Here is a 4,807-nt window from a genome sequence, read left to right on the forward strand (position 1 = left end):
CGCGTCAGTGAGCGAGTCTCATTGGAACGCAGATCAATCTGCGTGTCAGTGAGCAAGCTTCATTGGAACGCAAATCAATCTGCGCGTCAGTGAGCCTCACTCATAGACGTAATAAAGTCCACATCAGAGAATTAATGGTGCTTTGTGCTCACTAGAGATCAAAAATCATCGCGAGTTACCACGGTTCAAGGTTTCGTGGTAACTCAGGCTCAGAAATTAACGGCGAGTTACCACGACCGAATGGTTTGTACAAAATACGCAAGCAAGTCTAATCTAAAAAATGCAGGTCGACCGACAAACAACCGGTCAACCTGCATCTTTTTTATCATTCTACAATGATTTCTTCATCATATAATGCTCAATACCCGCATCTAAAAATATATCCGAGTCGATTTCATATCCGAGTGACTCATAAAATTTTACAGCATGGACTTGTGCGCCGAGCACGGCATACGTGTAGCCATTAATTTTAGCGACCTCATGCATGTGTTCCATGAGCTTGAATCCGATGCCGCGGCCACGATACGCAGAGTGGACGGCGACTCGCTCGACTTTCACAGTGTTCTCTGATTTTGCACGGAATCGTGCTGTTCCCACATATTCATCATCGATTTTCACCAAAAAGTGGGTACATTCTTTTTCAAACTGATCAACTTCTTCATTCTTAGGTACTTTCTGTTCATCGACAAACACTTTAAAACGAATGTCCAAACACTGTTCATACAATTCATCTGTATTTGCTGTTATGATATCCACCGTGCAATCCTCCGCAACTATAATTTATTTAACTTAAACTGATAAAAATCTAACTCGACCTTATTCTACAGACAACACATTGCGTTCATCCGCATTATCAAATTCTTCCTGATCGTCAAGATCTCCATCATCTGACTCTGCATCTTCATCATCTAACTCTTCTAAATCCTCTAAATCATCTTCACCTTCAACGTTATGTTTCTCAGGCTCGAACTCTGGGATATTGATACCGTCGCCCAAAGTACTGACATAATAATACGACATAAAGTATGGTTCTTCTTCTGGGAAGTGGTTATATAGCAAATCGTAATCGTAAACGCTGTACGGCTCTAAGTAATTTCTTAAGCGAATATTAATCAAATCATTCGGCTCTGTGCCATCACTTAATCCAAGCTCTTCACGAATGGTATTTGAAATTAAATATAAGTGCTCTTCATTCGGTCGATAAAAATACGCGCGTTTATCTTCGGTCCAGTAGTCTTCACCACGTAATTGGACGGAATTAAATGTTAAATTATTAAATGCATAATATGTTGCGAGCCCGCGCATCTTGTCTCCAGGTATGTTATGGCTGATATTATCCGCGACGACATCAATCAACTCATCGAGGTTCATCAAAGCTTCCGTTGATTTTGATTTATCCATAATTTTAAAGACCATTTCGATCTGGCGATTATTTCGTGCAAGGTCTGAGTCAACTCGTCGACTTCTCACGACGGCTAGGGCACCTTCACCATCTAAAGTTTGCGTGCCTTCTTCCAAAATAACACGGCCATTATTGGCAGAGTTCGGTTCATTCATATCAAATGGCACATCAAACTCGACCCCGCCAAGTGCATCGACAACATCAACGACTGCATTCATATTAACAGTAATGTAGTAGTCGACTGGTACATTTAACAGTGATTCAACAGTATCCACTGCTGCGTCTGGTCCGCCAAACATATGTGCGTGGTTAATTTTATCGAAATAACCGACTTCATCAATATATGTGATCGTATCGCGTGGGATACCGACCATTTTCACTTCATCATCGTCCTTGTTGAACGTCGCAAGTATCATCGTATCACTGCGGTGGTATTCAACATCTGGGTAGAGTTCATCTTCGACTACGTCTTCCTCCGCAAGCTGATCCACGCCGAGAATAAGGACGGTAAAACTATTTGTTATATTTTCGGCATCTTCTTCACGCAGTGTGCTTTGACCACGCTCCAAGCTTACATATGATTCATTGACGCGCGAATCCACCATGTTCAACATCATGACGAAATACACAACCGCACCCATTGCAATCAGCGTAAGCAGTAAAAATGCCCCAATAAGAAATTTTCTAATCATGGGAGCCCTCTTAACATATATAAATTACTGATATTTTAACATATCTATGTAATAAAAATGAAATAATATCCTATCTCTAGTAAAATAAAGACAACAAAAATTATAGGTGACGATATGAAAACTGTAACGATGTTTGTTTGGAATAACTTTATGAATGATGCGCGCATAATCCGTGAAGCGAAGACGCTCGTCGAAAATGGTTATCGCGTTGTCATTATCGCGAAGCGTGATATGAATGAAAAACATTTAAAGAGAGTCGAGCGTTTGATACCTGGATTGACGGTATTACGTCCACTAAGACGTGCGGCGAAGAAACAGACAAACAACAGCATCTTCGACAAACATTTGGTCAATGCTTGGCTCATGTTACGCATGATTTTTATCGGTAGAACGAGTGGGGCAAGCATCTATCATGCACATGATTTGAACACGTTGATCCAAGGTGTAATCAGTGCAAAGTTTAGATTCAAAAAGCGCAAGCTAATTTATGATTCACATGAGGTTCAGACGAGTCGTACGCATTATAATACGAAACTGGTACGGCGTGTTGAGGGATTTTTACTGAAGTTTGTTGACCATGTCATTGTTGAAAATGACACGCGTGCTGACTATCATGCCGAGCTTTATGGCGAACGCCCAACGCCGGTTCACAATTATTCTGAGTTCTATAATATTGAAACGGTTGAACCTGTGGGTTTGCGTGGCATGTTTAATATTGATGAAGATAAAGTGCTCGTGCTCTATCAGGGTGGCATTCAAGAGGGGCGTGGGTTGCCTGCGTTAATTGAGGCGTTTGCGGACATCGATGATGCGGTGCTCATCATGATTGGAGACGGGAAAGAGCGAGATAATATCGTTAAGCTACGCAATGAGTTGGGGCTCAAGGCGCGTGTGTATTTTATCGATCGCGTGCCATACAAGGAACTTCGAAGCTATACGAAAGCTGCAGATATCGGCATTCAGTTTTTGGAGAATACGAATTTCAATCATTATTCAGCATCATCGAACAAGCTGTTTGAGTATATGATGGCGGGCGTCCCGGTCATCGCTTCGAATTTACCGGAGATGGCACGTGTCGTTAAAGGCGAGGATGTTGGATTGATCGTGGAGCCGGGTAAAAAGGAAGAATTGATTAGAGCATTACAAAAATTGATTGCTGATCCTGAATTGCGCAAGCAATTTAAAGAGAATATGGCGCAAGCGAAATTGAAGTATAATTGGGATGTTGAACAAGAACAGTTGTTAAATGTGTATGCAAGTCTTTGTGAAGAGGTGAAGAAATGAAAAGAGTCGTGATGTTTGTCTGGAACCATTTTACGAATGATGCACGTGTACTCCGTGAAGCGAAGACTTTGCAGCGCAACAACTATAATGTAAAAATTGTCGCGATCCATAATCCGAAAACACCAGAATTACCTGAGAAAGAATTACTCGGACCAAACATCCATATCGAACGCGTCCGCATGTACCCGGTTTTGTGGGACATATTTAAAAAGAATAAGAAAATTGTACTCGTGGCGGGCGGCCTGTACGTGATAGTCGGAGCAGCGATTTCATTGCGTCGAAGTGTGATGAGCTTAATCGGATACTTATTGCGCATGTGCGCTTTCGTCCAGTTGCTGCGCACACGCAGTGTACAGCGAAACGCTTTAAAGGTTGTGCGCAGCCTCCGCATGATGGTTGCTGGATTCAAACACAAACCAGACATCGTCCACTCACACGACTTGAACACGTTGACGCAAGGGATTCTCGTATCACGACTGTTCGGTCGAAAACCATTAATTTATGATTCACATGAAGTTCAAACAGAACGTACAGGCTATAACGAAAAAGTTGCACAAATCTGGGAGGGGAGCCATGTTCCATTCGCAGATCGCGTCATTGTTGAAAATAAAACCCGCGGTGCATTATTTGAATGGATGTACGGCGTCAGACCGTTGCCACTTTACAACTATTCTAAATATGTCGATGTAAAAAAAGTACCGGATATCAATGTACATGAAAGACTTGGACTCGATCCAGATGAAAAAATTCTGTTATACCAAGGCGGATTGCAAGCAGGACGGGGACTTGAACAGCTAATCGATGCGATGCAGTATATTGAAAAAGGCACGCTCGTGTTCGTCGGGGACGGAAAAATCCGCGGTGAATTAGAAGAAAAAGTGCATCAACTGAATTTGGCAACACGTGTGAAGTTTATCGGCAAAGTACCACTCGAAGAATTGTTCTCATACACAAAAGAGGCATATATCGGCTTCCAAGTGCTGCAAAATGTGAACATGAATCACTATACGGCGTCATCGAATAAGCTGTTCGAATACATGATGATGCATGTGCCCGTCGTCGGATGCGACCTGCCGGAGATTGCGCAAGTGATTGAAAAAGAAGAAATCGGCTTGTCAATAGATGCCGAATCACCGTTAGAAATTGCGCATGCAGTTGGGCGTTTGATGAACAATAAAAAATTGTATGAAAAGTGCGTGATGAATTGTAAGCGCGCAAAACATTTTTACAACTGGTCGCGCGAAGAGAAAAAGTTGGTAGATTTATATAAAGGTTTGTATGAATAGTAGATATGAGCACCCCCGATAGTTTGTTTCGGGGTGTTTTTTTGTGTTGCTTGTCAATGAGGATCCACAGAGTCGAGCTAGAGTCGCTAGCGTACCAATGAGCATCGACAGAGTCGAGGTAGAGGCGCTAGCTTACCAATGAG

The 4,807-nt window shown here is 42.3% G+C and carries 4 protein-coding genes; 2 read left to right on the forward strand and 2 right to left on the reverse strand.

The features are described from left to right. Positions 1 to 330: 330 nt before the first annotated feature. Together BMW30_RS06585 and BMW30_RS06590 are read right to left on the reverse strand one after the other, a co-directional pair. On the reverse strand, positions 331 to 756 hold the full coding sequence (locus BMW30_RS06585; RefSeq protein WP_091475066.1) for a GNAT family N-acetyltransferase: 426 nt from the start codon (positions 754 to 756) through the stop codon (positions 331 to 333). A gap of 60 nt (positions 757 to 816) precedes the next feature. Continuing rightward, positions 817 to 2,094 (reverse strand): LCP family protein, encoded by a 1,278-nt coding sequence (locus tag BMW30_RS06590; protein WP_091475068.1) that lies wholly within the window; start codon positions 2,092 to 2,094, stop codon positions 817 to 819. Between the two features lie 114 nt (positions 2,095 to 2,208). Here BMW30_RS06590 and BMW30_RS06595 point away from each other — a divergent pair, with 114 nt between their 5' ends. Together BMW30_RS06595 and BMW30_RS06600 are read left to right on the forward strand one after the other, a co-directional pair. Then, complete coding sequence (locus BMW30_RS06595; RefSeq protein ID WP_091475070.1) at positions 2,209 to 3,378, forward strand: glycosyltransferase family 4 protein; 1,170 nt, start codon at positions 2,209 to 2,211, stop codon at positions 3,376 to 3,378. Then, positions 3,375 to 4,664: a glycosyltransferase gene (locus tag BMW30_RS06600; protein WP_091475071.1), complete on the forward strand. Its 1,290-nt coding sequence runs from the start codon at positions 3,375 to 3,377 to the stop codon at positions 4,662 to 4,664. The genes BMW30_RS06595 and BMW30_RS06600 overlap by 4 nt, the downstream gene beginning before the upstream one ends. Positions 4,665 to 4,807: the final 143 nt, after the last annotated feature.

Source organism: Aliicoccus persicus, assembly GCF_900110815.1.
Lineage (GTDB): Bacteria > Bacillota > Bacilli > Staphylococcales > Salinicoccaceae > Aliicoccus > Aliicoccus persicus.

Coding starts and splice junctions, on each gene's coding strand:
- BMW30_RS06595 (WP_091475070.1), top strand. CDS start 2,209: ATGAAAACTGTAACGATGTTTGTTTGGAATAACTTTATGAATGATGCG.
- BMW30_RS06600 (WP_091475071.1), top strand. CDS start 3,375: ATGAAAAGAGTCGTGATGTTTGTCTGGAACCATTTTACGAATGATGCA.
- BMW30_RS06590 (WP_091475068.1), bottom strand. CDS start 2,094: ATGATTAGAAAATTTCTTATTGGGGCATTTTTACTGCTTACGCTGATT.